Genomic DNA, 25,270 nt, shown 5'->3' with positions numbered 1-25,270 from the left:
CATTATATCGTGGTTAACATGTTCTGCATCCTCAAATTCAATAGAAATCTCCATTGCTTCTCCTGCAGTTGGCATTGAAGTCCAAACTGAAACTTTTGTGCCATCTGATAACATTCCGGTAGCAGATACATCTTTCATAGTATTGTTTTTTACGGGTTCAGCCATTGCTTTTTTTAACATTGAATCAATCACATCTGCAAAAATGGAAGACGATTGTGGACCATCTATTCTCTGAGTAGTTCCATCAGAACCAACTAAAATGAATACAGGGATTCCTTCCACTCCTTGAGAAATTTCGATTTGTTTATTGTTATATACTCTATCAGAATATGTTCCAGAGTCCAGACATTTATTAAATAAATTTGCATCAAGCCCAACATCTATTGCAAATTTCTTTAAGTTATCCATACTTGCCCATCCTTCTTGGATTCCTTTTTGATTAGTGTAAAGAGTATTGTGACACTCCCAATACTTACCTTCATAGACCATGATTAGTGGGAAAAGTTGTTTAACATGTAGAAGAATTTTTCATAATGATTGTCAATCTCCTCAAGGATACCAAGAATAGTTTATGACAAAGTAATACCTATTACAAATAAATTCAAATTTTTTTTGGTGCAAAAACTAGGATTGTTCTTAATTGTAATACTGATTTGTGAAATTCTGCCAGCTTTTTCTGAAGAATATTATTATACAAATGATGTACCACCGCTAACTTCACCTCCAGTATTTTGTGCAGTAAGGTTTAGTGATCCTAACATCTCAGATGCTAACGAAAAAATGTACGAATTAACAAAAAAGTCAGTATTTGACTGGAGAAGTAAACTCATAGAGTACACTGGAAATGTAAAGGGCTGGGATTTCAAATACAAAGAGGTTAATTCATGGGAATTAGATGAAAACAGAGCAAATCTTGGATGTGATGTTCCCATTTACTTTACCACAACATACTATTTTGAAGAAGATGAAAGAGGAGTAACAGAATATTATACTGATGGCTCCACGACAATTACCATATCCTATGTATCAGCATTTATCGATGTCAAAAAGATAGTAAGTAACCCTAATTCAATAAACTCAGATCCAAAATCAAATGTAATTATAGATAAAAACAAAATAGCTCCAGATGTAGAAGCTGTCATAAAACATGAAATTGGACATGTTTTACGTTTAAGTCATCCTAGTTTGAATCCAAATGACTTTGAATTTTCATCAAAGACAAACCAATTCATTCCACCATCAATAATGTTTTCCCCAGCTAATCTAAATGAGGAGATTTTAGATAAATTATTGTTAGATATTACGCGGGATCACCTTGAGCTAGAACCGATGGACTTTGCAACTCTAATGTATTCTGGTGTACCAAGTAGAATTTTACAAGATATTGCAAATAAGATATTCAACTCTCCCACATCAAGTGAAATTCATGACTATGACATACGTTCTGTTGTGAATCTATATGGAATAGATGGAATTTCTATCAGCAATGATTTACCAACAGATTCATCTATCCAATCATTTCCTTGTATTTCTAACTGCCAAGAAAATATAGTTAATAGTGAATTGACAAACTCAGTACAACCTAACTATACTGTATTTATTATTTTCATAATAATTTTATCAATAGTTGTGTATACCATAATAAAAATTAGAAAAATTAAAACAAAATACTATTCAAATCAGAGAAGGACATCCAAAGTTCAACCGAAAACCACAATCAAAACAGCAGAAACAGATGACTCTTATTTTCATTCAAAAAAATGCCCATTTTGCAATAGAAGATTATCTAATTTTGATAAACCTCGTAAATGCAATAACTGTGGTAATTTTGTTACTTAAATGTGGAAACATTTTAGAGCACAATAAAGAAGTGGATGATAAATTAATCCAATTTTAAATAGAATCTCTAAAATAATATTAACATACAGAAATTAACGGTTTATTTAAAAACTGAATGAAAAGTAATACTGATCCAAAAGATCAAATTTACATTGAGTGGATATGAGTTTAAGCAGTTAAAGATTAATCTGAGATTCTCTGACTCTTCATATTATTAGAGGATCAATATTGATCCACCACCACACCTTAGAAGAGGTTTTCTTTTGTATTGGTTGATGGTATTATTTTATCTCCCAACCATTTTTCAAACTTTTCTGTACGATACCAGAGTCTTTGTATCCTTTGCTCTCACAACTTCTTCATGAATATTCTATCAGTGTAAAGTCATACATTGACACTAATAACATATTTTTTATCATGTGTTATCATATCTTGCATTATGCCGTGGATTTTGTTATAGTAACAAAATGTATTATAAAAAATTCTCACAATATCTTTTGTTATTATGAAAATTCCCTCATATTCAGATTCGGCAAGTAATGGATTTCACGAGTATCATTAGTATCAGAGCAATCTAGAACATTTTTCATTAATTTCTAGAGGAGTTGTGTTAAAGTTCCGTATAACTAATCCGTTAAATTCAATGAATTTGTGACTAATTCATGGCCATGGAGATAGATCCAATATCTCTCAAAGCAGGCGTAGTTTGGCTAAAATATTTTCAAGATTTGATGAAACAATTAGAGAACAAAGGGAAAATAAATCCAAACAGAGTCAAAGAGATGAAAAAAATCAAAAAAATGGTTAATTTTGCTAATCAATCTGCCCTTCACATCAATGAAATTGATGGTATTGTTAGAGATGCCAAAGTACGAGCAGCATTTCTGAAAAAGAATTCTGAGCTTGAAGAAGATTTGTTGTATGAAGTGTGGTTTAATTTGCTTGTTGTTGCAACTCTTAGAAGTTACTGGTTCTTAGAAATTAGCTTGATCAATCTGTTAAAGGATGTATCCTATGGCAAAAAAGGAATTGTAGAAGGCAATGAAAATCTTGGTAAACTAAAAAAAATAATTGAAGAATACATCGGAGTCAATAATAGAATTGACTGGGATGCAATAGACATTACATTTAGAAACTCATTAGCTCATGGTTGGTATCTAAGAGATAAACAGAAATTCATTTTTTATCGTAATTCAAAATTAACTCATGGTAAACAGTATAGTTGGAATAAATTAATCACCAAAAGTAAGATGGTTCAACTTTATGCCTTAGCAATAGGAGGATTGGTTGGAAATTGGGAAAACGAAAAAAGTTTGGGTTCCAAGGATCCGCTTAGAAAAAAGACAAAAGGAAAATAATGGAAGAAATTCAAAAATTCTTGGTCGTCTTCATTATTGGCGTTATTGTTATTGCTATCGGGATGGTGATTTCAATACTCTCAGTGGTTTTACTAGGAGGTTTGTTATCCGGTGTTTCGGCATTAATGATGTTGGTTAGGGTATTTGCAGATAAATAAAATAAAAAAAATCCTCTATGTATCTACCAGATTGAAAAATCAGTAGTATCTACGTGAGACATCAGACATGGATTCTTTTTTGAAAGTTGTTTTTTTCCATTTGGCAGTAAGTGAATCAGCTTTGATTGCTGCTACCACTTTATCGTAAAATTCTTGGTTGGGAATGTATTGTTTCATTGGAGTGAATTCACCATTTAGATTCATACAATATTTTTTGTACCACTCTCTTTTCTCTCGCTCTTCTTTCTCGGCTCTTTGTTTTGCGTTCAAGTAAAACTCACCATAGCGATATGGAATGTACCTGCCAGTCTTCTTCTCAATAGCTTTTCTCTTTTTTGGATCTATTTGCCAATGACAGCTACCGCAGACCTCTATTGTCCAAGCCAGTTTGTCTGATTGGTCATATTTCAAATGATGAAGTTCTGTTTTTGTTGACTTTTGTTCCCTGCCATCTCTTTTACAGAGATAACATATTCCTGTTCTAATTTCCTGATCAAAATAGATGTCATCTCCACAGTAACGTAGTCGTCTTTTATTCCAATATTCAGAATTTTTAATTATTTCATTAACACTTGGTGGTTCAATTTCTTTAGGCCTCATATTTCAGATACTATCTAAGGTAATACTATCATAAAACCGTTAACGAGAAAATAAAGTATGAATAGATCAAATTATATTTTTCATTTGGAATTTGCATTTACAATATATGATTATTGTAAGAAAATTGTTATACTGACTTGTATTATTAAGTAATAAAATGATTATTCAAAATTTTAATGAATTGGGAACTACAGATAAAAAAAAAGATTGTCTTGAAATTTTGGAAGCAGGTCTTCAAGCAGCAAATCCAGAAAATATAATTCCAAAATATGTAACACCTACTCAAATCAAAATAAATGGTAAAACAATTGATATTGCCAAATATTCCAATATCTACTCAGTAGCATTTGGAAAAGCAGGAGACTCTATGACTAGAGCACTAAATGCCATAATTCCCATTAAAAGCGGCATAGTAGTAATCCCCAAGGGTTCCAAGTCAATTATCAAAGGTAAGAAATTTCAGATTTTTAATTCAAGACATCCCAAGCCAGATCAAACAAGCGTAAAAGCAGCAAAGGAGGTGATGAAATTTGTTCAAAATAAGCGAAGTGACGAATTAATCATATTTCTTGTATCAGGTGGTGGATCATCGCTTCTTGCAATTCCAAATGAGATAACACTAGATGACAAAATTCACGTGACAAATGTCTTATTGAAATCAGGAGTAAACATTCAAGAGTTAAATTGTATTAGAAAACATTTATCAAAAATCAAAGGAGGAAAATTGGTTGAAAATATGAAATGCCATGGGATTAGTTTGGTGATGTCAGATGTAGAAGGAGATGATCTTTCATCCATAGCGTCAGGTACCACATACATAGATAATACAACATACGCAAACGCACTGGAAATTTTAGACAAACATAAACTAAAATGGAAAATACCAATTGAAGTTTTACAAGTTTTAGAAAAGGGTGCAAAGGAAGAAAATGTAGAAACTCCAAAAAAATCAAAAATTGATAATTTTATCATTGCAAGCAATATTGATTGTTTAGAAGCGATGAAGAAGAAAGCTGAGAAAATAGGATACACAGTTGACACAATACAGATCTTTGGAGATATAAAAGAAGCAGTTAAAAAAATTCTTAAAAAAATTTCAGAAAGCAAAAAAACTTGTATAATTTTTGGTGGTGAGACAACAGTCAAAGTGATTGGCAAGGGAATGGGTGGAAGAAATCAAGAATTAGTTTTAAGGATGTTAAAAAATACTAGGAAATCAAAACCAATGGTTATTGCATCAATGGGTACAGACGGCATAGATGGAAATTCAGTATTTGCAGGAGCAATTACAGAAAACATAAAGATAGATTTAGAAATAATGAAAGAATTTCTTAAAAATAGTGATTCGGGCAGATTCTTTCAAAAACAAAAAGGAAATATTGTAACAAACTTCACACACACAAATCTAATGGATATAGGCATGGTTTTAAAATAAATCAAGATTATTTATGACATTCACATTTACAACTACTTGGAATACATCTATGAGTAATACAATCTTTACAACCCTTGCTTCTTCCACTTTTTACTCGCAGCCATTCTTTGTCCAATCAAATCCCTCTAGTAATATACCAAGTTTTGTTCAGACTTAAGGATATATATGATCAGTCTTCAAAAACATCAAAAATATAAAAAAATATTTAGAAATTTGATTAAAACTAAACAAAATATTGCTCTAAACCATAATGATTTCAAATATTATAATTGGTTATCCATAGTATGTCAAAAAATGAAAAAGGGTTTTGTGAGGATGAATCTTGTGAATGTGAATGCCATAAAGGAACAAGTTTTAGAAGAGGAAACGAGAAAAGACAATACTGCTAAAATAGTTTGAGTCTCAATGTTTGGACATAAAATCTAGATCTGAAGAATACCTGCTTAGATTAGACGTATAAAATAATTTGATCTTGTAACCATATGTCCATATTGTTTCATAATAAACAAATGCAATCTAAGAATAAAATATCATCAAGATTATACCTGGGATGTATGCCATTATGTAAATAATTGGAATAGTTCAACATTGAAGTGATATCACTTTTCAATATGTGAATCTCTGAAATATACATACTTAATTGTTCAAATTTTTTTATTGGTTTTTGTATCATGTAAATTGGCATACATTAGTGAAAAGAATTTAGAAGATACATATCTTGTTGTGAACGCTCTCATATAGCACTAGAATAGAAAGAACTGATTGTATGTGACTAGAAAAGAGACTGAAATTTTGATTACTTGTCAATTGTAAATAACTATATCTTTTAACACAAATTATATTTTTGTGTAATATGTGGCAAGGCGTTACAATCCACCAATATCCTATAGATTAAGAGTGATTCCAGTAAAACAGATTAAAGTGTGGCGTGATGCACAAGCAAGAAAACTAGACCGTGAAGGAATAACAGATCTTGCAAGGTCTATTAAAAATGAAGGATTGCAGAATCCACCGATGGTGCAAAAAGAATCAAAAGATTCGTATCTTCTAATGTCAGGCCAACGAAGATTTGCAGCATTGAAAAGATTGGGAGCAAAAAAGATACCAGTATTATTACTCACTCAAAATACAAAATATGATCTGGAGAATGCAAAAGCAGCATCAATGATAGAGAATTTACATAGAAACAAGATGGATATGAAAGACATGACAGCAGCATGTGTGTTTCTGGCAGAATCTGTAGGGAAAGGCAAGGCAGCTCAATCGCTTGGAATATCTATGCAAACCCTTAAAAAATATCTAGGATTTGCAGCAGTTCCTGAAAGATTAAAACAATACGTACCAAAGGAACTATCACGGGATGATGCAACAAAACTATACCAAACAATCCCAAACATTTCAAAGGCAGTTAATATTGCAGAGAAGATAATTCTGCTTGATCAAAGACTGCGAAAAAAATATCTCAATTTCCTTGCAAAAAGTCCAAAGTCACCACATCTAAAATTGCTCAAAAAAGCAAAGTTAGGAATGCTACAACAAAAGATCACACTTGAGCTGAATAAGAGTAATGCAAGAAAATTGCGCAGCCTTGCAATCAAAAATGATATGGATGTATCAGATATGGCAGATGAAATAATCTCAAAATATCTGAAGAGGAAATGAAATAAGCAGAAATTAAAAAACCAGAAAATATTTCACGATATACGTTTGGTTCAACCAAACAATGAATTCTTATTTTCTGTAAAATAGGACACTGATCATCATCGATAGATAGCACTCTGAACTTGTATTCAAAGGAATTATCGCCAAGCCAACCTGTGCAACATGAGCAGGATTTTCTTCCAGATTTGAAGATTTGAATAATTACAAGAGATCCTTGTGATGTGATATTACCTTACCTGCAGTATATGCTATTCCCTTGCCAAAAATTTGAGATGAAATCTTGTGAATGGAGGGAATTCCAAGTCGATTTATTGTTGCATTTTCAACTTCCTTTTTAAAGAAAAGAATGTATGGTTTCATTACCCAACCTTTTGAAATATCAATCATAACATCAATTACTTTGTCTCTAGATTCTTTGTTAGTTCTTTTCATTATATCATCAAGATGAAACATTGAAAATGGAAAAATAGCTGTTTCTGAATCAGACAATTTTTTAATTTTTTCATATATTTTTTGTAATTCAAAATCTGTTTCCTTTCCACTTACTATTCGTGCCAAAGTTATCCAATCTTTTGAATCAAGAAAAATCTTCATAGTCATTATTTTAGATTTGATTGGGATACGTTTGCTTATTTCATTTTCTCTCAAAAGTTAACTAAATTCTATAATTTACAAATTTTTCTTATTTTAAAACATCTAAAATATCATCCATATCAGAACGAATTTTCTTTACTCCTGTTATTATGGAATTTTTGTATCCTTCAGAATAGTCTGCCATAAATTTTACAAAACTAATGTATTGTTCTTTTTGTTCTCCAGTTGCTAAATGTAGAGCATACATTACCATCTTATCCTGTATACTTTCTTCTTGTAATCTACTTGCTTGACTAGCTAAACCTATGAAAAAATGCATGTATCTAATGAAGTATGTTTCTGATTCAGGATCATTCAGAATTTGTTCTTCTGAAAAACCTGCAAACTCTTTGATTTCTTCTGTAAATGGTTTGATATGTTTCCATTTATGATATATTGTTCTAAGTTGGTCTTCCATTTCTTTTTCATTATCCTTAGTTTCTATTTCCTGTTCTTGAAATTCTAAATTATACAAAAAAACACCCATTATTCCTGTAATGGTTGGTCCAAAAAATTTCTTAGTTTTTCCACTTTTGTGAGGTTTTTCATCATAAATTTTTAGTAATTGTCTCTTTTCCATTTCATTAAGATAAAGATGAGTTGTTCCATATGATTTTCCTGCTATTTCTCTCATAGCATAGGCTGTCTGTGGACCGTTTTCTAATATCAATTCTAAAAAATCAATTAATGTGCTATCAGATATTGATATATCAGCTTTCATTACATATATGTAAAGTTTTCATTATATAAATATCCCTACCTATGATATAGTGTGTCTCTAACTGAACAAATGCCTGAAACAATTACTTTCTCAAAAGGTAGATTGTTTGATGGTGATAAAATTACTTGGTTATTTGACATAAACCTACCAATAAAGAATTAGTTGGTGCATTACTAGCAAATGGTAGAAATGATGAAAATAACCCTAGATACCGATTAGGTAAAAAAGTATTACAAGAATATGTCAATGTATGTTTTAACGAAAATTTCCTTTATGATTGGAATGATGTAGATGCTAGAATTTTGAATACACTTCGTTCAAAAAAATATCAAAATTTTGGAGGTTTTTTGAACTAATATGGAAATTAAGGATAATCACCATTATAGGTTACATCTTAACGATTTTGAAATTTGTTTACATTTTGAAAAGGATCCAGGTTTAGGTTTAATTCATTTACATGGAATTAAAGATGGGGAAATCTTCGTTAGACAAATAGAGATTCTTCCTGATGGTGACTTGCGTGAAACTAGCGATATTGGCAATGTTTAAAGTTGGATATTTCAAGAAATTATTCTGACTTTAAAAAACGATCTATTTCAGTTGAGTAGTCTAAATTACTAGTAGTTAGAATTTCAAGTATTTTTGAATCATTTGATTTAGAATTGTTCGAATTCATAATGATGTAAAAAGAGGTTATGCCATAAATCCTCTTTTTTCATTCTAATTATGCTACTTTTCACCCTAGAGACTTTCTCAAGGCATCCATGAGAAGAACACATTGCATCAAGGTATCTTTTGGCAGTTATTTGAGATATATCAAATTCTTCAGCAGAGGAATCTAGAAGATGTTTTTCAAGAACCTCACCATGTTCATTGATTTCATTTAATCTTCTCCTCATCATTGGGCAGTCTCCCTAGTAATGTAAGCAGTTCTTCCCTTCTTGGTCTTTGTAGCCCAAGCTGGAATCTTTATCTCAACAGGATTCTTTGTACAGTCTACATCCTTTTTTCTAATCTGTAACGTTTCTCCAATTCTCATTCCAGAATCTTTGAGAACCATATAGAGAAATCCCTTTTTTGGAGAAGCATTATCAAGTAAAATCCTAACTTCCTCAGGTCTAAAAGGTTCAGGATCTTCAGAAATCATCTTTGGAAGCTTAACTCTTTTTTCCATCTTCTATCAGAAATCTCAAACCCACCAATTCTTCCAGATAATCTTTGGGATGACCTACATAATTTCTGATTGTTGATGGATGCAAAGCTTTCATTGGTCTTTCATATTCGTGCCTACCAATTTTGATTAAAATCTCGGGATGTTCTTGTCCTAACCAAATTACATATGGATTTGCCATCGTGTATATTTTCTCATTATTTTCATTCTTTAGATCCTTTACGACAGTCTGAGCATCTCTCTGATACTTTGTTAAACAATATCTATTGAAAACAGAAAGTGTGCATCTTACAGTATTTCTTGATCTCTTGTTTGCTCTAGAACTAAAATAATCTTCTACGTTGGAATTTTCTTCTATGTAACTCATGATATTATTTCTACAGTTAGAATACTAAAGAGCCAATAAAGTATAGAATTTCTTATACATAATATTATGACACCATACATAGATTATTGTGTATTTGATACTACAATAGAAATTATTTTGTATCTGCAGTTAACGTGTCCTTATCTTTAGTGTTCTGATCATCTTTTTTTGGCAGAGTTGGTCTTATCTTCTCAATTGCATTAAGCAGATCTTCTTGAGTGATTTTGATTTCCTTAAAGTTTTGTGATTTACCTTCAACATATCTTTTGAGTGCCCTAATTGCTGCTCTGTTTGCAATTGACTCTATCTCAGCACCACTGAATCCATCTGTACGCTCAACTATCTCAGAAATATTCACGTTGTTGTCAAGGGGTTTTTTCCGGGTATGAATCTTGAATATTTTTTCTCTGCTTTTTGCATCGGGATTTGGAACTCTGATAATTCTGTCAAATCTTCCAGGTCTTAGCAGTGCATCATCTACAATATCCAATCTGTTTGTAGCACCTACAATCAACACATCATGAAGTTCTTCTAATCCGTCAATCTCTGTTAGTATTTGCGATACAACGCTTTCTGATACATGTGATGAATCACCACCACTTCTCCGTGGTGCCAGTGCATCAATCTCATCAAAGAATATGATACATGGTGCTGCCTGTCTAGCCTTTCTGAAGATTTCTCTGACTCCTTTTTCAGACTCACCAACCCATTTTGAGAGTAGTTCTGGACCCTTGATGCTAATAAAATTGGATTCAGTTGTTTTTGCAAGTGCCTTTGCAATCAAAGTCTTTCCAGTTCCAGGAGGGCCATAAAGTAAGATTCCTTTTGGTGCTGTTACATCTACATAATCAAATGCTTCTTTATGTTTAATTGGCCACTCTATGGTTTCACGAAGTTCTTCTTTAAGGTCGTCTAATCCTCCTACATCATCCCATGTAACGTTTGGAATCTCCACTAACACTTCTCGCAGTGCAGATGGTTTTACCTCTTTTAGTGCATCTCTAAAGTCATCTTCAGTAACTTTGATCTTTTGAAGAATCTCTGAAGAAATTTTGTCTTGATCAAGATCAATGTCAGGTAGTATCTTTCGCAATGATCTCATTGCAGCTTCTTTTGCAAGAATTTCAAGATCTGCTCCAACAAAACCATGGGTTATTTTTGCAATATCATCCAAGTTTACTTTATCATCTATTGGCATTCCTCTTGTGTGGATTGCAAGTATGTCATTACGCCCTTCCTCATCAGGAATTCCAATCTCAATCTCTCTGTCAAATCTACCTGGTCTTCTTAATGCGGGATCTATAGAGTCAGGCCTGTTGGTAGCTGCAATTACTACAACTTTACCTCTAGCCTTCATTCCATCCATTAATGTCAATAATTGAGACACTATTCTTTTTTCCACCTCTCCTGTAACTTCTTCTCTCTTTGGAGCAATGGAATCAATTTCATCAATGAAGATGATGCTTGGGGAGTTCTCTTCTGCTTGCTTGAATATGTCCCTGATTCTCTCCTCGCTTTCTCCATAGTATTTGCCCATGATTTCAGGTCCACTTAAGTATGTAAAGTTAGCATTAGTTTCACCTGCTACAGCTTTAGCAAGTAAGGTCTTACCTGTACCTGGAGGGCCATAAAGTAAAACACCTTTTGGTGCCTCAACTCCAATTTTCTCAAATAGTTCAGGATGCCTCATTGGTAGTTCTACCATCTCGCGAATCTTCTGTACTTCATTTTTTAAACCTCCAAGATCATCATACGTAATTCTTGGGATGGTTGCATCTACTGCCTTTGTCATCGAACCAAGTTTGAAAACAGTTTGTTCTGTCACAATAACTGGTTTTGATGGTTCTGTACTGGTAACAATGAATTGTACCTTTCCTCCCATCTGAGTGTTAAGGGATATTGTATCACCTGTAGTAAAAACATGATTAAGATAATTGTGAATCATGTAATCTTGTAATCCCTCTGCTTGAATTTTTTCAGTGGGAGATAGAATTATTTGCTTTGCATCTGCTGCCTCTACATCTTTAATTTTTATTTTATCTCCTATCCCTGCTCCAATGTTTTGTCTTGTAATTCCATCTATCTTGATTATTCCTGCACCATATTCTTCGGGGGATCCAGGCCAAAGTTTAACATGTGATTTTTTATTATATGTTAATTCTAAAATCTGACCAGTACTCCAGTTTGTATCCTCTATAATTTTAGGATCAACTATGGCTCTTCCACGTCCTACATGTTGTTGTGGAATTTCATCAATTTTTAATTCAATTTCGTTCATCTTAATTATCACCTATAAAAAATAGAATAGAGGTTGTTCTATTCCACCTCCACCTTTTTGCCTCGTGGTTTTTCTTCTTCTAGAATCTTCAATGTAACTTCTAGTATGCCATTTTTGTAGGATGCTTTTACAGAATTCTCATCAACCTTAATTTGTAACGGTACTTGAGAATGGTATTTCTTTTTGTCCTGTTCTGCCTTGATCTTTACAATATTTTCTTCAATAGTTACATTGATGTTTGATTTTTCAACTCCTGGCATTTCTGCTATGAGTTTCACAGTTTTTTCTTTTTCATCAACAACAGTATCCACTACAGGATCTCTTGTGTCAGAGCCTGGAAGTAACCCTGGCTTTACATTCCCATACTCCTTTACTATTGGCTTTCCATCTGGTCCAATGGTCATTGTATAACCATAATAATATGGACCGGAAATAGAGCCAGTATTTCTTGCATCATCTAAAAGATCATCCAAATTCATAAATGAGTTGGACATTCTCTTGAAGATTCTATCAAATTCGTCATCAAAGAACATTGTCATATTCACCTAGTGTATGTAATATACATTACATTATATAAATATTTACGTTAATAATTAGTTTTATTACATAATGCTATTATATGTGATAAAATTTTACAGTATTTGAGGAAGAGAAATATGTCAATACCAGAAATCGTAAAGGAGATCATTACAAGAAATCGATCAATTTATGATTGTATGAAAATGGATTTGATAAATTTCACAGCATTAGCAGTAAAGATTCAACCAGAAATAGAACGAATCTTGGGAAATTCTGTTAACCTAAACACAATAGTTGTAGCAATCAAAAGATATGCCGATTCGTTTGAGACCAAACAAGAAGTAAAAGAAGAATCTGTTTTAAAAAATGCCAGATTAGCGTTGACTGATGGGATTGTAGATATAAAATTTTCAATAAAAGATTCTGAGGAAATGGATCCTACAACAATTTTAAACCAATTTTCCAAGATTACAGACAATTACGAATTCTTCAGAGTGTCTGATTCATTTAGATTTCTCACCGAAGATATAGATGAGATTCGTCAGATGTTTGAGCATCATCCAAACAGAGAAAATATATTTAGTACCGGACTTGCAAAGATCAAAATTACTATTCCACAAAATCAGAATCGTTCAGATATTGTATCTTATGTGGCAGAAGTCTTACATGCAGAAGGGATTGAGCTTCTTAATGCATATTTTAGTCAAGACAGTATAATAATAGTACTTGATGAGATGAATGCATCAAAAGCATATGACATTTTGCGTTCAGAAATTACCAGAGTACGTTAGTTTTTTATAATAAAATTATGTATCATGTTTTCACTTTTCAATTATTTTGATGTTTTATAAAATAAAACTCCAATATTAGAAAAAATTTATCATGTCAGTAGTGACAATAAATAGTGTTATGACCACCTACAAGATCATAATCAAATGTATCTAATATATAAAATAATTTTTCTATGATTTGTTATCATCATAACAGATCATGAATTTACGATATCTTGCTTGCATATTTGAACGAACATAATTTTTCAAACTTGCTTACAAATTTCCCCTCCCCGCAGTGCAAACATTTTTTCAAGATGTTCATGATTATGCTTTGAAAATTACTATTATGTTATAGTCTTTACTTACATGTAATCAAAATCATTTATTCTAATTAAATAAATATTATAATAAAGCGTTTCAACTTTTACAGACGCTGCGATCAAAATGGCAGCAGACAGATACTAAAAAAATAGAATCGTGGAATAGTACATACAACACAAAAGCAAATACAAAGAGGATGTCAACAAATTATAAAAAAATAATTTTAGTGGGACTGAGTTTGCACCAACATTGAATTAACATCCAATATCATACATGCAGGATGCATTCTTTTTTCTGCCATCATCCCACAAGTGTGGCAGAATAATCTTGTTGGCTCTTCACACACTTTGCATACTCTTTCCACTTCAAGTTTAGAATTGCAAATTTTACAGATCTTGTTTTCCATAGAATGTAATATGTAAAAATGGATTTAAAAACAATACGAAAATTAGATTATCCTAATTAGGAAGTTCTAATTTTAAAAATTATTCTTGTGTTACGTCGTTTTGGTTTTTTTATTCATATGATGCTGCAGATTATTACCATTGCATCAGGGGTTAATATAGAATTCAGACATACTAACTTGTTTTGACCAGCGTTGAATTTATGATTTTTCCACATACTTGTTAAACTGTGACAGTGTCTTGACATAAGATTCCATAATAGTGTGCATGTATGTGTCAAATGATTTTATCATTTCCATTCTCATCTTGGTGTATTGATCAAAGAATTTTGTTGACGTTTCAATATTCTTGAAATAATTTTCTTTGATGATTTTGGAATTTTCTTTGATTTGCCTCAATATTGACTGATCTAGGTTAAGTTTGTCAAAGAATTCTTTTTCAGCAATGTAGCACGTCCCAAAGATGTCATCTAGTGAATGAAGATACTGCGTATAAATATCAGAATAATTCTGGAACAGTACGGGTACTTGTGACTCCACTTTTTTGATCACCTCAGATGTGTCTTCTTTCATAATATCGCAGATAGATAATTTTTCATCCTGATGGTCTAACTGAGATTCAGTTTTTTTGCTCATACTGTATGTATGCTGTTTTAGAATTAATAGATTGTTCAAATAAGTATGAAAAATAAATCACATGTGTGTGAATTATCAATATTGAATAAGTAACACTATCTACGGGATCAAAACTGATAGGTCTTGAAGATAATCTCAGAGCATGTGCTATATCAAAAACCTCCATCTTGACCTATTTTTCAATTAATCCTGAATATGATAATTTTTACACTTGATATTATGCAAAAAATCTCTTAGATTCTTTTTATCTGTTGTATGATCATCAGTTGATGCCTTGATCCAGTACCTTTTGGTTTTGTTCTAAGGTTGCTGCCACAGCACGGACAGTGATTGCCGTCCCACTCTATGAACATATCACATGTGTTACATCGCTTTTGGCCATTACCATATCTTGTAGCAGGAAGTGCTGGTTTTTCAGCCTTGTATCTGTGGCAGATTCCCCTACAGGACATTAGAAAAGATCAAATCTTACACTATAAATTTTTTAAAAAAATTTAGTTCATGAAATTTGCCTGTATGTGATCTGTGCACTCAGTTAGTAGAGTACCTTCAAAATTATCAACAGCACATCCGCATTGCAATTTCATGAATTGATTTTTTTCATCATTCATATCCTGTATTTTCATTAATCAATACTTACAAAATTTGTTTAAAAGGTAAACGGAGGAATCATCAGTATCTTTTAGATGAAAATAGAAAAGTAAAAAGAATTGATAAAAGCAGATGAACTCTACTTTCTCAATTTTATTGCCAGTTTTACTGCAATACCCCAAGATAGCAATGTAAATCCGATTGGAAATACTCCGTTGGTGAGGATTTGTGGCACTTGTTCTATTGATGCAATGCTTCCAGAAGAATACATTGCAGCAGCTATAGGCAAGGCAACCAACCTACTACTCCGAGTTTTATCTTTGTGTTCTCAGAGATTTGTTGTTGTATGTTGTATGTGCTCATGTTTATTCAATATGTATAATGTATGGAGATACTTAGGACTCACCTAATTTTTTAGTGTCATGTTGTTCTTGTTTTGAATTAACGTATCATAGGATAGTTCAGTTTCTGAACTTACTCACTGTGCAGATGAATGTCTATTTGATAGGATAAAAAATATTAAATTAATTGATCAAGAATATCTATAGATGACTGATATTCGCAATAAAACTAGATTGCTAGAATCAGAGAACCATCAACACAATATTAGATCTGATCAAAAATTAAGAATATACATAGAAATCAATATATCTTAAATTTTAAAGATTTTACTAATTATCATCCAGATTCCAAAACTCACCTGCCATATTATTTGTCTTTTTTTATCACATTCTAGTTCATCATAACAAGTACGATGAATCCATTTGTCATTTGGATTTTTTATGATATCCACACCTACACTGATTGTCTTGTCACACTCAGGACAGTGCTTGAGATTTGGAGACTTTTTGGTAGTTATTGTAGTCAGGCGCTATTATCACAATACGTCAAACTATCTAAAATCAATATCATCATTGCAATCAAGAAATGCCTTGATGGCAGTAAGTGTCAAGTTAATAGAATTTGTGGATTTTACCTTCTTCAAGTACATTGTGGTCTTCAACAATGATCTGTATTATTTCCGTTTCAATATATGCCAAGGAATCATAGTCCTCGATATGATAAAAGTTCAAAAATTTATTCAAATAATATAGATATGTCTTTCTAGTTGCATCAGACTTTATTGAATTTTTAAATAAAAGTATACTTCTCTGCTGCATGAGTTTTAATATAATGTAGAACCAGATTAACCAGACATTCTCATGTTAGAAAAACAGTTCAAACCAGATTTGCTATACAACCAAATTGTTCATTTCTATATTGATAAAAAAGGGTACTCAAAAGATAAGGCAAACCAGATTGCACAAGCAGTAGTACAAAAAGAAGCACAAAGAAGAATATGTAAAAATGAAAAGTGTAAACATTTCTCGCATGACCATATAAGAAATACAGAGACATGTTTAGCTGCTAGTTGTGAATGCCGTAAATTTTCTAAGTAAAATCATCTAAAGAATTTTCAAGCAAGGGTTGAGCACTAATTCCTATTTTTCTTAAATCGTCTGCAAACTCTTTGACAAAACCATGTATAGTGTATACTTGTTCTGCATCAGAAGCTACAACCATATCTAAAAGTTCATTATAATCACAATGATCACTCATTGGAATTGAATAATCAGTTCTTCTTCCAAAAGAAAATCTTGATGATTGTGCCCAACCACTGAATCCAATTGTTACAGCACCGTATTTTGATTTCATTTCTTGAACAAATTTATTTTTCCTAGATAGCATTGGTGCGACCATTATCCATGGCTTTTTATCAAGTAGCCCCTTTTTCTCAGCTTCAGAATGTCCAAGGCCATCATTTAGATGCACTCCCAATCTCTGATGAAGTAAATTCATATCTTTTACAGAATCATGGAGATAGAGAGGTCCCCAATGCCCAAACAACTGAGTAATTGTTTGTGCTTTTCCTAATTGATATCCCATCAAGATTACAGGAATGCCCTTACCATAGAGTTCAGAAATTAACTCATTTACGTACTTTAAAGTATCTTCAAGTTTAGGGAAAATAAATTCAGGTAAACCAAACGTAGATTCAGTAATGAGAGTTTTGCATTTTGGGATTTTTGCACCTTTGAGAAACCCACGATCTCTAGTGCAGATATCACCAGTGTAAAAAATATCATCAAATAAAAGTCCTTTTGCACCAAGAATGTGGCCGCTGTCAATCAATGAAAAATCATCAAGGAAATCAACATGATTTTCCATTTTAAATCCACGTAGATTAGCTATTTCGTTTGTCTCAATTGAGGACAGAATTGTTCCGCCATTTTTTGAAGGAAGATGATCAATATGAGCATGTGAAACAAAATTAATTCCAGCAGGATCACTGTTTTTTGGATCCATATAGACTCGTTTTTCATTAATTTCACACAAAATTCCATTTTTAGTCATTCTTACTTGTCTAGGCAACAAAGATGAAATCAGTGGAATTTGATATAAATTACAGGTTCTGTATACATTAACCATAGATCAAACACTTTTCCAACAAAAGAATCTATAATCATAATGCAATTAGATTGAAAGACAAGTGTTGTACATAGATATGCAATATTACAAAGATCATGTTGATTTAGAGATCATGATACTTGTTTTTGCACTAATCTTTTTAAAAATTATCCTCCGTACACACTAGTAATGATGCTAGAAAGCATGAATGCTATACAGAGTTACTTTTTGGGTCATGCTGTAAAACTATGTCAGAATCAAAAAGTTCTACGATAACATAAGAAGGCAGGATTAAGTTTCCAAATAATCTTAATTTTATTCTAGATACAATGATCAAACTATCATCCATACACGTTTAGAATAACTCCTTGCATAGGTTATCCTATGATTACCCTGATCTATTAATCAAAATGTAACGATAAAACAAAATGAAGCATACTGTACTCCAATACTATTGTCAAAATTGCAACAATATCCTCAAAGAATCAGATAGCGATCTTGACTTTCGTGGTGGAGTGACTGCAGAACCATGCCCATATTGTGATATGCCATTACGTGACACATTACAAAAAAGACCAAAAATTCAGCCACTAATCTCTTCATCAGTACTAATTTACCATCAGTCCAAATCTCAAAAAACCATATTTCAAAAAGCCTCATCGATTCCAAAACTCACACTAGGAATACAAAAGATTGATTCTGTTCTACACTTTCTTTCTACTAACCAGATAGCCTGTATTTCAGGAGTTCATACTCAAAAGATTATAGAAAGATTATGTGTAAGGGCACAGATGCCTGCAAGATATGGAGGATTTGATGCTTCACATGCACTATTAATTGATGGTGCAAACAGTTCGGATATCTATCAGTGTACAGAGTTTGCAAAACTATATGGAATGAATGTAAATAAAGTATTACAAAATATCATTTCATCACGTGCATTTACAGTTTATCAGCTTGCAGACTTGATAACAAACGAATTGGCACAAGCAGTTAGACAGTACAACACCAAGATAGTGATACTTTCAGATTTATTGTATTTTTTTACAAACAAAGACTCTGCATATTTAGAGGAACAAGAGATGAAACTAATTATCAAGCAGATAATTTTGTCATTGCAACAAATAAAAAAAGAATGTCTTGTCATAGTCTCACTAGAAAATAAAAATACGGAGAAAAATACTAGAGCATACCAATATGAAAAATTCTTAGATAGATTATTCTCGATGAAACTTTACATCAAAGCAGAACATGACAACACACTGTCAATTCACATCACCACAAATAATAATTATAATAAAATAAATCAACAAATGATCACACTAGATAGAAAAGAACTAGAAACTATTACACAATTAACATCAATTGATGATAATATCTATAACAATAACAACAACCACATCTAAAGGAGAGTAAAAATAACAAATGGGTAGAACTATTCCGTCATTTCGCATTGCTTTATCTCAAGAAGAAAAGAGATGGAGAAAATTCAGATCAAAACTTCCAAAACAAGACAAAAAGACATTTGATGACATGTTCTCTTTTGCAAAACTGTACATCTCATCAGGAATGATGGTACACAAGCTAATTGTGATACATCCATTACTCATGTCAGTGATTTTTCATCACTACAAACAACTCTCTGAGATTATGCAAAAAAGAGGAGGAAATCTACAAAATTGAGCCTATTTCCAAACGATGATCTGCTTGCAAAAGAGATTGAATCATGGAAGTCCTTTGGAGACACACTAAGAAAAGAAGACAGGGTATTGTTTGAAAAAATGATTCAAGATTGTTATGGATATACCAATGCAATTAACATCAAAGGAGATAATTATTCCACAGAATCACTGCTAATGTCATTAGTATTGACACAGCAAAAGATGATAGAATTTCTACTATTACAAGAAAAGAACAAAAAATAATGACTAAGAAAGAAGATACTAGTAATGCCAGTAGCAAAATCAATAATGATTTTCATCAAAACATCACAGGATGGCTCTTTGATATCTATTCTATAAACAACAAGATAATACTTTGGATTAAAGATGCAGACAGGAAAACTTACAGGATAGAAAAAGAGTGGAGTCCATCACTATACGTTGCATCAAATAACCAGTCAAAGTTGGAAAGGATATTATCAAACACAATGATAAAACCATTTGTCAAAAGTTTTTCTTTGGTGTATCGATTTGAGAAAGTGTCTGATCTGAGAAAATCGCAAGTCCTAAAGATTACAGTAAAGAATTCACAAAGTCTTGTTACAGTTGCAAAAAAGATTGAGCAATCAGAACCATATGGAGTCTATAGGTTATACAATGTAGATATTCCACCTGAGCAAACATATCTTTATGAAAATGATCTGTTTGTATTAGGCAAATATAAGATAGACTGTAATAACAAGTGGATTACACTTGATAAGATTCATGATACTGACTATATTTTACCAAAATTCTCCAAAGTCATACTACAAGTAAATGTCATCAAACCAACAGATAACAGCAATAATCAAGCAAAGAAAAAAAGACTAGCACAATTCTCAGATAAAATAGAATCAATTCAAATCAATGAAATAGTAATTCAACTAGATTCTGAAAAAAAGATGATTCAAAAATGCATCAAGATAATTCATAGAATAGATCCTGATTTGATAATAACTCAGAAAGGAGATTCTTGGGACTTTCCATATTTAATACACAGAGCACAAGTAAATGAAATCTCAGAAAAACTAGTACTTGGAAGAGAGAAAAATATGCCTATTTTAACTCAAAAAAGGAAAGGAAACTCATTTTTTGCATATGGCCAAATATACTACAAGCCAACTGCTGCCAAGACTCTAGGCAGAATTCACATAGATACATCAAACTGCTTTTTTTATGAGCATGAACAGTCAAATGAAAATGAACAAGGACTATTTGAAATAGCAAGAACATGTCGTCTGCCGTTGCAGACTGCATCACGTGCATCAATTGGAAAGTGTATGAGTTCTGTCCAGTTTTATAATGCAACAAAAAGAAAATTATTAATTCCTTGGAAGCCAATTGTTGCAGAACAGTTCAAGTCAAGAATGGATTTACTGATTGGTGATAGAGGAGGATTGATACTAGAACCCAAGATTGGACTGTATGAAAATGTAGCAGAACTTGATTTTGTATCACTTTTTGGAAATATTATGCTAAAAAAGAATATCTCAGCTGAGACAATAAACTGTAAATGCTGTTGTAATTTGGATTCAAAAATTATTGTTCCTGAGCTTGATTATTACATCTGCAAAAGAGAAGGAATTGTACCCCAATCAATCAATATTTTGTTAGAAAAAAGACAAAAGTATACTGATTTGATAGATAGTTTTGATGCAACAAAGAGTGACTCTGAGATATTACTAGAAACATACAAGGCAAGAAAGGCGGCACTAAAATGGATTCTGGTTACATCCTTTGGATATCTCGGATTTAACAATGCAAAATTTGGAAGAATAGATGCTCATATGGCAGTTTGTTCATTTGCACGGCAGTTATTGCTACAATCAATTAAGATTGCAGAAACAAATCATTTTCAAGTATTGCACGGAATAGTTGATTCATTATGGCTTTACAAAAAAGATGCAACACGAAATGATTATCAAAAATTACAAGAATCAATAGAACAAGAGACAGGCTTTGATATGTCACTTGATATTTACAACTGGATTGTGTTTTTGCCATCAAAACAAAATAAAATTATCCCAGTTCCAAACAGATACTTTGGCGCCAAAACAGATGGTTCCATCAAAATAAGAGGAATCGAATCAAGGAGACGAGATACTCCTGTATTCTTCAAAAAATGTCAGATGGAGATATTGCAGGTGTTTTCATCCTGCAAGACTATTGCAGAACTAAAAATGGCCATATCTGAGGCAAAATTAATCCAGAACAGGCATGAAAAAGAGTTATTCCAATATGAAGTTCCATTAGAGCAGCTAGTATTTACCAACAAAATAACAAGATCAACTGGAACCTACATCAGCAACACTATCCAGGCTGATGCAGTAAATCAGCTAAAATGGGAAGGAAAACAAGAGATAGTACAGGGTCAAAAAATACGATATATCATCAATGATTATTCTAGAAAGAAATCAAAGCGAGTAACGCCAATAGAACTTACAAGACAACATGATAATAAAAAAAATCTAATAGAATATGATGCAAAGCGTTATGCTGAATTATTAGATGAATGCTGTAAGTCAGTGATTGAACCAATAGTTTGAATTACTTTAGTGTAGACATTCTAAGAAATTATTTGGTATTATCTAATGACTAGTTTTTTTATCTAAATTATGTGTATGATTCAGATCTAAAGAAGTTTTTTGGTATTTGTAATGTAAAAAATATAGATAGAATTTTTATTCTATCTGAATCTTTGTAGTCTTTGGTTGAGGAGTTGGTTTTTCCTTTGGAATCTCAACTGTGAGTATTCCATTGTTGAGTTTGGCCTTGACATCAGATGACTTTACTCTTTGAGGAAGAGACAACCTTCGATGAATTGATATCTCGCTATGTTCTTTTCTGATGTATTTTTTCTTCTTTTCTTCATCAGATTCCTTGTGTTCTGCTGAAATGTCAATATAGTCATCACCAACATTAAGATTGACCTCTTCTTTCTTTATTCTAGGCATATCTGCAGTAACTACAAACTTGTCTCCCTCATCTACCAAATCACATGTAGTTGTAGCGTCAAATAGATGGAGAGGTTTTGCTGTAAAAGCAGGAGCAAATGCATGTTCAAAGTCTCGCTTAAAGTTGTCAAAGACTTTGTCTAGTTCACCAAATCCAGAACGCCAAAATGGTACAATCTCTTTTCTCTCTTTCTCGTTGTTTTCATTACTCATAGTAACGGTATGCTAAAAAATAGATTAATGTTTTTTGCAGATTTTCAAATTTGGTTTTATCTCCCAATTGTCTAATTTTAATAAAAAAGTACAAGTTTTTGTTTTGCAATCAAAATAATATGATTTCAAAAATGAAAATTATATCATAACAATAAATACATCAAAACAAAATCAGGAAATATAATGTCTCAAGTTGGAACTACACCAGAGGGTGTTCCTATAATTTTGCTTAAAGAAGGAACAAGACAATCACGTGGACGTGATGCTCAAAGAAATAACATCAGAGCTGCAAAGCTTATTGCCGAGATAATCCAGACAAGTCTTGGTCCAAGAGGAATGGACAAGATGCTTGTAGACTCTCTTGGAGATATTACAATTACAAATGATGGTGCAACCATTCTGAAAGAGATCGAGGTGCAACATCCTGCTGCAAAGATGATGGTGGAGGTAGCGAAAGCTACTGACAGTGAAGTAGGAGATGGTACAACATCTGCAGTTGTTCTTGCAGGCGCTCTGCTTGAAAAAGCAGAATCATTAATTGATGATGAAATTCATCCTGTGATAATTGCCGAAGGTTACAAAAAAGCTTCAAAAAAAGCAATTGAATTTTTGTCTGAAATCACAATAAACATCGAATCAAAAAATAAAGAGATCCTTGAGAAGATTGCAAACACATCAATGCAGACAAAACTTGTATCAATTGAGGCAACTGATCTTGCTAAATTGATAGTTGATGCTACATTAAAAGTGATTGAAGAAAAAAATAATTCATTCAAAGTCAATCTGGATAACATAAAAATAGAAAAAAAGACAGGCGGCTCAATTTCTGACAGTGAATTGGTAAGTGGTATAATCCTTGACAAGGAAATCGTTCATAGTGGCATGCCACGAAGAATTGAGAATGCAAAGATTGCCCTGATAAGTGAGGCACTTGAGATTAAAAAGACCGAGTTTGAAGCAAAGTTGAACATCTCTAACCCCAATCAGATAAAGTCATTCATGGAAGAAGAAAATCAGATGCTCAAAGACATGGTAAACAAGATAAAATCAACTGGGGCCAATGTTGTCTTGTGCCAAAAGGGAATAGATGATTTCGTTCAGCATTATTTGAGTAAAGAAGGAATGCTTGCAGTCAGAAGAATCAAGGAAAGTGATATGACAAAGCTTGCCAAAGCTACTGATGGCAGAATAGTCGGAAGGGTAGATGATCTTAATGATGTAGATCTTGGTTTGGCAGAAAATGTGGAGGAAAAAAGAGTCGAAGAGGATAACTGGGTATTCATTGAAGGATGCAAGAATCCAAAGGCAATTAGCATATTGTTACGAGGTGGCACCCAAAGAGTGATAGATGAGGCAGACAGGTCTATGCATGATGCCTTGATGGTTGTAAAGGATGTAATTGAAAAACCAAAGATCGTCTATGGTGGCGGTGCTCCTGAGGCTTTCATTGCTCTAAAACTCAGAGACTGGTCAAAGTCGCTTTCTGGGAGGGATCAGCTTGCAGTTGAAAAGTTTGCAGATGCCATGGAATCTATTCCTCTTGCACTTGCAAGAAACGCTGGAATGAATCCTATTGATACTATTACACAATTGAGATCAAAACAAAGTAATGGTGAAAAACATACCGGTGTTGATGTAATTAATGGAACTGTTGCAGATTTTGAGAAACTGAAAATTATGGAACCAGTCAAGGTCAAAGAGCAAATAATAAAAGCAGCTACTGAGACTGCAAACATGATATTACGAATTGATAATATAGTTGCATCATCATCAAGAGGCTCTGCAATGCCACCATCGCCAGGGGGAATGCCTGGAATGGATATGGAATAGGAAAAAGTATTTCAAGATGTGATAATTAGTTTGTCATCATTATGTATATGTCGTGTAGAAATGTTTTCTAATTCATTAAAAATCGGTAATTAGTTGGTCTAACAAATGATGTAAATGGATTATGTATTGATGATTGGTGTTGCATTAAGTGGTAAAACCACCTATGTTAAAGCAAATTTTGATCATGAAGAAATACGACTTTATTATTTTGACAACAATAGAAAAAAGGAGATGAACTACATTGAACAATGTCTTAAGCAAGGTAAGAGCATAGTTGTTGATGATACTAATCTTACACTAGATATTCGAAAAATGCATATCGATATGGCAAAAAAATACAATGCTAAAATGATTGGAATTTTTATGAATACATCTATTGGATTACTCCATCAAAGGAGGATGAGGAGAAATGAACAATTTCCATTGGTTGCAATTAATAGACAATTAAAGGATCTTGAGACCCCTACAAAGGACGAGGGATTCGACATACTTGTTGTAAAAAAAGACTATGAACAACCAAAAAATATCTAACTTATGGATGATGATAATTGTTTATGAGTTGTACGATGTTCGTAAAACCACTTTTGCAAAAAAACTTATTCCTTTGACTAATGTCTTTGTTTTATCTAAATGCCAATTGATTTTGATGTAATGACCATT

General features: G+C 32.5%; 27 protein-coding genes. 13 read left to right on the top strand and 14 right to left on the bottom strand.

Annotation, left to right across the window (positions count from 1 at the left end; all coding sequences use genetic code 11):
* Positions 1 to 489: DsbA family protein (locus tag OEM44_09510; protein ID MDH3517032.1), on the bottom strand; the 489-nt coding region annotated here is incomplete at its 3' end.
* Between the two features lie 126 nt (positions 490 to 615).
* Here OEM44_09510 and OEM44_09505 point away from each other — a divergent pair.
* From OEM44_09505 to OEM44_09495, 3 genes are all read left to right on the top strand, one after another.
* Positions 616 to 1,839: a hypothetical protein gene (locus OEM44_09505; protein MDH3517031.1), complete on the top strand. Its 1,224-nt coding sequence runs from the start codon at positions 616 to 618 to the stop codon at positions 1,837 to 1,839.
* 662 nt (positions 1,840 to 2,501) lie between these two features.
* Positions 2,502 to 3,197 carry a hypothetical protein gene (locus OEM44_09500; protein ID MDH3517030.1) on the top strand — a complete coding sequence of 232 codons (696 nt, stop codon included), beginning with the start codon at positions 2,502 to 2,504 and terminating at the stop codon, positions 3,195 to 3,197.
* 20 nt (positions 3,198 to 3,217) lie between these two features.
* Positions 3,218 to 3,355, top strand: coding sequence for a hypothetical protein (locus OEM44_09495; GenBank protein MDH3517029.1), 138 nt, complete (start codon positions 3,218 to 3,220; stop codon positions 3,353 to 3,355).
* Between the two features lie 39 nt (positions 3,356 to 3,394).
* On the opposite strand, the gene OEM44_09490 is transcribed toward OEM44_09495, so the two are convergent.
* On the bottom strand, positions 3,395 to 3,955 hold the full coding sequence (locus OEM44_09490) for a hypothetical protein (protein MDH3517028.1): 561 nt from the start codon (positions 3,953 to 3,955) through the stop codon (positions 3,395 to 3,397).
* 157 nt (positions 3,956 to 4,112) lie between these two features.
* Here OEM44_09490 and OEM44_09485 point away from each other — a divergent pair, with 157 nt between their 5' ends.
* Positions 4,113 to 5,390 (top strand): DUF4147 domain-containing protein, encoded by a 1,278-nt coding sequence (locus OEM44_09485; protein MDH3517027.1) that lies wholly within the window; start codon positions 4,113 to 4,115, stop codon positions 5,388 to 5,390.
* A gap of 855 nt (positions 5,391 to 6,245) precedes the next feature.
* On the top strand, positions 6,246 to 7,052 hold the full coding sequence (locus OEM44_09480; GenBank protein ID MDH3517026.1) for a ParB/RepB/Spo0J family partition protein: 807 nt from the start codon (positions 6,246 to 6,248) through the stop codon (positions 7,050 to 7,052).
* 201 nt (positions 7,053 to 7,253) lie between these two features.
* Here OEM44_09480 and OEM44_09475 read toward each other — a convergent pair whose 3' ends face one another.
* Both OEM44_09475 and OEM44_09470 read right to left on the bottom strand, forming a co-directional pair.
* Positions 7,254 to 7,610: a hypothetical protein gene (locus OEM44_09475; protein MDH3517025.1), complete on the bottom strand. Its 357-nt coding sequence runs from the start codon at positions 7,608 to 7,610 to the stop codon at positions 7,254 to 7,256.
* A gap of 124 nt (positions 7,611 to 7,734) precedes the next feature.
* Positions 7,735 to 8,406 carry a hypothetical protein gene (locus tag OEM44_09470; GenBank protein ID MDH3517024.1) on the bottom strand — a complete coding sequence of 224 codons (672 nt, stop codon included), beginning with the start codon at positions 8,404 to 8,406 and terminating at the stop codon, positions 7,735 to 7,737.
* 357 nt (positions 8,407 to 8,763) lie between these two features.
* Between OEM44_09470 and OEM44_09465 the strand changes: the two genes are divergently transcribed.
* Complete coding sequence (locus tag OEM44_09465) at positions 8,764 to 8,955, top strand: hypothetical protein (protein MDH3517023.1); 192 nt, start codon at positions 8,764 to 8,766, stop codon at positions 8,953 to 8,955.
* 107 nt (positions 8,956 to 9,062) lie between these two features.
* Here OEM44_09465 and OEM44_09460 read toward each other — a convergent pair whose 3' ends face one another.
* The 5 genes from OEM44_09460 to OEM44_09440 form a co-directional block, all read right to left on the bottom strand.
* A complete protein-coding gene (locus OEM44_09460) occupies positions 9,063 to 9,308 on the bottom strand; it encodes a hypothetical protein (GenBank protein ID MDH3517022.1) in 246 nt (81 codons plus the stop codon).
* Positions 9,305 to 9,580 carry a tyrosine-type recombinase/integrase gene (locus OEM44_09455; protein MDH3517021.1) on the bottom strand — a complete coding sequence of 92 codons (276 nt, stop codon included), beginning with the start codon at positions 9,578 to 9,580 and terminating at the stop codon, positions 9,305 to 9,307. Before OEM44_09455 ends, OEM44_09460 begins: the two co-directional genes overlap by 4 nt.
* Positions 9,564 to 9,944, bottom strand: a complete 381-nt coding sequence (locus OEM44_09450) for a hypothetical protein (GenBank protein MDH3517020.1) — start codon at positions 9,942 to 9,944, stop codon at positions 9,564 to 9,566. Before OEM44_09450 ends, OEM44_09455 begins: the two co-directional genes overlap by 17 nt.
* 112 nt (positions 9,945 to 10,056) lie before the next feature.
* The gene (locus OEM44_09445) at positions 10,057 to 12,222 is read right to left on the bottom strand and encodes a CDC48 family AAA ATPase (GenBank protein ID MDH3517019.1); all 2,166 of its coding nucleotides are present in this window, start codon (positions 12,220 to 12,222) and stop codon (positions 10,057 to 10,059) included.
* Positions 12,223 to 12,260: 38 nt separating this feature from the next.
* On the bottom strand, positions 12,261 to 12,761 hold the full coding sequence (locus OEM44_09440) for an Hsp20/alpha crystallin family protein (protein MDH3517018.1): 501 nt from the start codon (positions 12,759 to 12,761) through the stop codon (positions 12,261 to 12,263).
* A gap of 117 nt (positions 12,762 to 12,878) precedes the next feature.
* Between OEM44_09440 and OEM44_09435 the strand changes: the two genes are divergently transcribed.
* Entirely contained in the window at positions 12,879 to 13,532 is a 654-nt protein-coding gene (locus OEM44_09435; GenBank protein ID MDH3517017.1) for an ACT domain-containing protein, read from the top strand.
* Positions 13,533 to 14,058: 526 nt separating this feature from the next.
* Here OEM44_09435 and OEM44_09430 read toward each other — a convergent pair.
* The 4 genes from OEM44_09430 to OEM44_09415 all read right to left on the bottom strand — a co-directional run bounded on the left by OEM44_09430 (position 14,059) and on the right by OEM44_09415 (position 17,859).
* Positions 14,059 to 14,241, bottom strand: coding sequence for a hypothetical protein (locus OEM44_09430; GenBank protein MDH3517016.1), 183 nt, complete (start codon positions 14,239 to 14,241; stop codon positions 14,059 to 14,061).
* 198 nt (positions 14,242 to 14,439) lie between these two features.
* Entirely contained in the window at positions 14,440 to 14,874 is a 435-nt protein-coding gene (locus OEM44_09425; protein MDH3517015.1) for a hypothetical protein, read from the bottom strand.
* Between the two features lie 730 nt (positions 14,875 to 15,604).
* Positions 15,605 to 15,763 carry a hypothetical protein gene (locus OEM44_09420; protein MDH3517014.1) on the bottom strand — a complete coding sequence of 53 codons (159 nt, stop codon included), beginning with the start codon at positions 15,761 to 15,763 and terminating at the stop codon, positions 15,605 to 15,607.
* Positions 15,764 to 16,896: 1,133 nt separating this feature from the next.
* The gene (locus tag OEM44_09415) at positions 16,897 to 17,859 is read right to left on the bottom strand and encodes an exonuclease (GenBank protein ID MDH3517013.1); all 963 of its coding nucleotides are present in this window, start codon (positions 17,857 to 17,859) and stop codon (positions 16,897 to 16,899) included.
* 482 nt (positions 17,860 to 18,341) lie between these two features.
* On the opposite strand from OEM44_09415, the gene OEM44_09410 reads away from it, so the two are divergent.
* Genes OEM44_09410 through OEM44_09395 form a run of 4 tightly spaced genes read left to right on the top strand, consistent with a single transcriptional unit; the run spans position 18,342 to position 22,159 of the window.
* A complete protein-coding gene (locus tag OEM44_09410; protein ID MDH3517012.1) occupies positions 18,342 to 19,319 on the top strand; it encodes a hypothetical protein in 978 nt (325 codons plus the stop codon).
* A gap of 19 nt (positions 19,320 to 19,338) precedes the next feature.
* Positions 19,339 to 19,596, top strand: a complete 258-nt coding sequence (locus OEM44_09405; GenBank protein ID MDH3517011.1) for a hypothetical protein — start codon at positions 19,339 to 19,341, stop codon at positions 19,594 to 19,596.
* Entirely contained in the window at positions 19,593 to 19,838 is a 246-nt protein-coding gene (locus OEM44_09400; protein ID MDH3517010.1) for a hypothetical protein, read from the top strand. Before OEM44_09405 ends, OEM44_09400 begins: the two co-directional genes overlap by 4 nt.
* Positions 19,838 to 22,159 (top strand): hypothetical protein, encoded by a 2,322-nt coding sequence (locus OEM44_09395; GenBank protein MDH3517009.1) that lies wholly within the window; start codon positions 19,838 to 19,840, stop codon positions 22,157 to 22,159. The genes OEM44_09400 and OEM44_09395 overlap by 1 nt, the downstream gene beginning before the upstream one ends.
* A 135-nt stretch (positions 22,160 to 22,294) precedes the next feature.
* Here OEM44_09395 and OEM44_09390 read toward each other — a convergent pair whose 3' ends face one another.
* Positions 22,295 to 22,780, bottom strand: coding sequence for an Hsp20/alpha crystallin family protein (locus OEM44_09390; GenBank protein MDH3517008.1), 486 nt, complete (start codon positions 22,778 to 22,780; stop codon positions 22,295 to 22,297).
* Positions 22,781 to 22,963: 183 nt separating this feature from the next.
* Between OEM44_09390 and thsB the strand changes: the two genes are divergently transcribed.
* Together thsB and OEM44_09380 are read left to right on the top strand one after the other, a co-directional pair.
* A complete protein-coding gene (thsB, locus tag OEM44_09385) occupies positions 22,964 to 24,610 on the top strand; it encodes a thermosome subunit beta (GenBank protein MDH3517007.1) in 1,647 nt (548 codons plus the stop codon).
* Positions 24,611 to 24,724: 114 nt separating this feature from the next.
* Complete coding sequence (locus tag OEM44_09380; GenBank protein MDH3517006.1) at positions 24,725 to 25,141, top strand: ATP-binding protein; 417 nt, start codon at positions 24,725 to 24,727, stop codon at positions 25,139 to 25,141.
* Positions 25,142 to 25,270 lie beyond the last annotated feature (129 nt).

This window comes from Nitrosopumilus sp., assembly GCA_029862745.1.
Lineage (GTDB): Archaea > Thermoproteota > Nitrososphaeria > Nitrososphaerales > Nitrosopumilaceae > Nitrosopumilus.
The sequence above is the reverse complement of the archived record's forward strand: the minus strand, read 5'-3'. Positions and strand labels throughout refer to the sequence as shown.

Bases quoted from the DNA above. Each gene is read 5' to 3' on its own strand.
- OEM44_09395 (MDH3517009.1), top strand. From the start codon at position 19,838: ATGACTAAGAAAGAAGATACTAGTAATGCCAGTAGCAAAATCAATAAT.
- OEM44_09390 (MDH3517008.1), bottom strand. From the start codon at position 22,780: ATGAGTAATGAAAACAACGAGAAAGAGAGAAAAGAGATTGTACCATTT.
- OEM44_09470 (MDH3517024.1), bottom strand. From the start codon at position 8,406: ATGAAAGCTGATATATCAATATCTGATAGCACATTAATTGATTTTTTA.
- OEM44_09460 (MDH3517022.1), bottom strand. From the start codon at position 9,308: ATGATGAGGAGAAGATTAAATGAAATCAATGAACATGGTGAGGTTCTT.
- OEM44_09410 (MDH3517012.1), top strand. From the start codon at position 18,342: ATGAAGCATACTGTACTCCAATACTATTGTCAAAATTGCAACAATATC.
- OEM44_09405 (MDH3517011.1), top strand. From the start codon at position 19,339: ATGGGTAGAACTATTCCGTCATTTCGCATTGCTTTATCTCAAGAAGAA.
- OEM44_09450 (MDH3517020.1), bottom strand. From the start codon at position 9,944: ATGAGTTACATAGAAGAAAATTCCAACGTAGAAGATTATTTTAGTTCT.
- OEM44_09430 (MDH3517016.1), bottom strand. From the start codon at position 14,241: ATGGAAAACAAGATCTGTAAAATTTGCAATTCTAAACTTGAAGTGGAA.
- OEM44_09440 (MDH3517018.1), bottom strand. From the start codon at position 12,761: ATGACAATGTTCTTTGATGACGAATTTGATAGAATCTTCAAGAGAATG.
- OEM44_09445 (MDH3517019.1), bottom strand. From the start codon at position 12,222: ATGAACGAAATTGAATTAAAAATTGATGAAATTCCACAACAACATGTA.
- OEM44_09435 (MDH3517017.1), top strand. From the start codon at position 12,879: ATGTCAATACCAGAAATCGTAAAGGAGATCATTACAAGAAATCGATCA.
- OEM44_09415 (MDH3517013.1), bottom strand. From the start codon at position 17,859: ATGACTAAAAATGGAATTTTGTGTGAAATTAATGAAAAACGAGTCTAT.
- OEM44_09485 (MDH3517027.1), top strand. From the start codon at position 4,113: ATGATTATTCAAAATTTTAATGAATTGGGAACTACAGATAAAAAAAAA.
- thsB (MDH3517007.1), top strand. From the start codon at position 22,964: ATGTCTCAAGTTGGAACTACACCAGAGGGTGTTCCTATAATTTTGCTT.
- OEM44_09490 (MDH3517028.1), bottom strand. From the start codon at position 3,955: ATGAGGCCTAAAGAAATTGAACCACCAAGTGTTAATGAAATAATTAAA.
- OEM44_09380 (MDH3517006.1), top strand. From the start codon at position 24,725: ATGGATTATGTATTGATGATTGGTGTTGCATTAAGTGGTAAAACCACC.
- OEM44_09455 (MDH3517021.1), bottom strand. From the start codon at position 9,580: ATGGAAAAAAGAGTTAAGCTTCCAAAGATGATTTCTGAAGATCCTGAA.
- OEM44_09500 (MDH3517030.1), top strand. From the start codon at position 2,502: ATGGCCATGGAGATAGATCCAATATCTCTCAAAGCAGGCGTAGTTTGG.
- OEM44_09465 (MDH3517023.1), top strand. From the start codon at position 8,764: ATGGAAATTAAGGATAATCACCATTATAGGTTACATCTTAACGATTTT.
- OEM44_09425 (MDH3517015.1), bottom strand. From the start codon at position 14,874: ATGAGCAAAAAAACTGAATCTCAGTTAGACCATCAGGATGAAAAATTA.